General features: G+C 57.0%; 1 protein-coding gene and 1 pseudogene. Both read left to right on the top strand.

Annotated features, from left to right (window positions below; translation table 11 throughout):
- On the top strand, positions 1-221 hold a 221-nt coding region (locus tag A6013_RS24590; protein ID WP_083275134.1), incomplete at its 5' end, for a molybdopterin-binding protein.
- A gap of 3 nt (positions 222-224) precedes the next feature.
- Positions 225-377: pseudogene (gene moaC, locus A6013_RS24585) on the top strand (cyclic pyranopterin monophosphate synthase MoaC); the annotation flags it as partial.

Below are 377 nucleotides of genomic sequence, written 5' to 3'. Positions count from 1 at the left end.
AGGTGGAAGGCTTCGGCGAAGTGTTCCGCATGCTCTCCTTTGAAGAGATTGGCACCTCCACGCTGCAGTCGCGCGCGGTGGCCGGCGTGGCAAACAACACGCTGATTTTCGCCATGCCGGGCTCGACCAACGCCTGCCGCACCGCGTGGGAAAATATTATTTCACCTCAGCTGGATGCCCGTACCCTTCCGTGTAATTGTCATACACATTTGAAGAAGTAACCTATGTCACAACTGACCCACATAAACGCCGCTGGCGAAGCGCATATGGAGGATCTCTCCGCCAAGGCCGAAACGCTGCGCGAGGCGCGTGCTGAGGCATTCCTCACCATGCAGCCGGAGACGCTGGCTATGATTATCGACTGCAGTCACCATAAG

It is taken from the genome of Enterobacter sp. IF2SW-B1, from assembly GCF_001743375.1.
GTDB lineage: Bacteria > Pseudomonadota > Gammaproteobacteria > Enterobacterales > Enterobacteriaceae > Enterobacter > Enterobacter bugandensis.
This window is presented reverse-complemented; position numbering and strand designations above follow the sequence as displayed.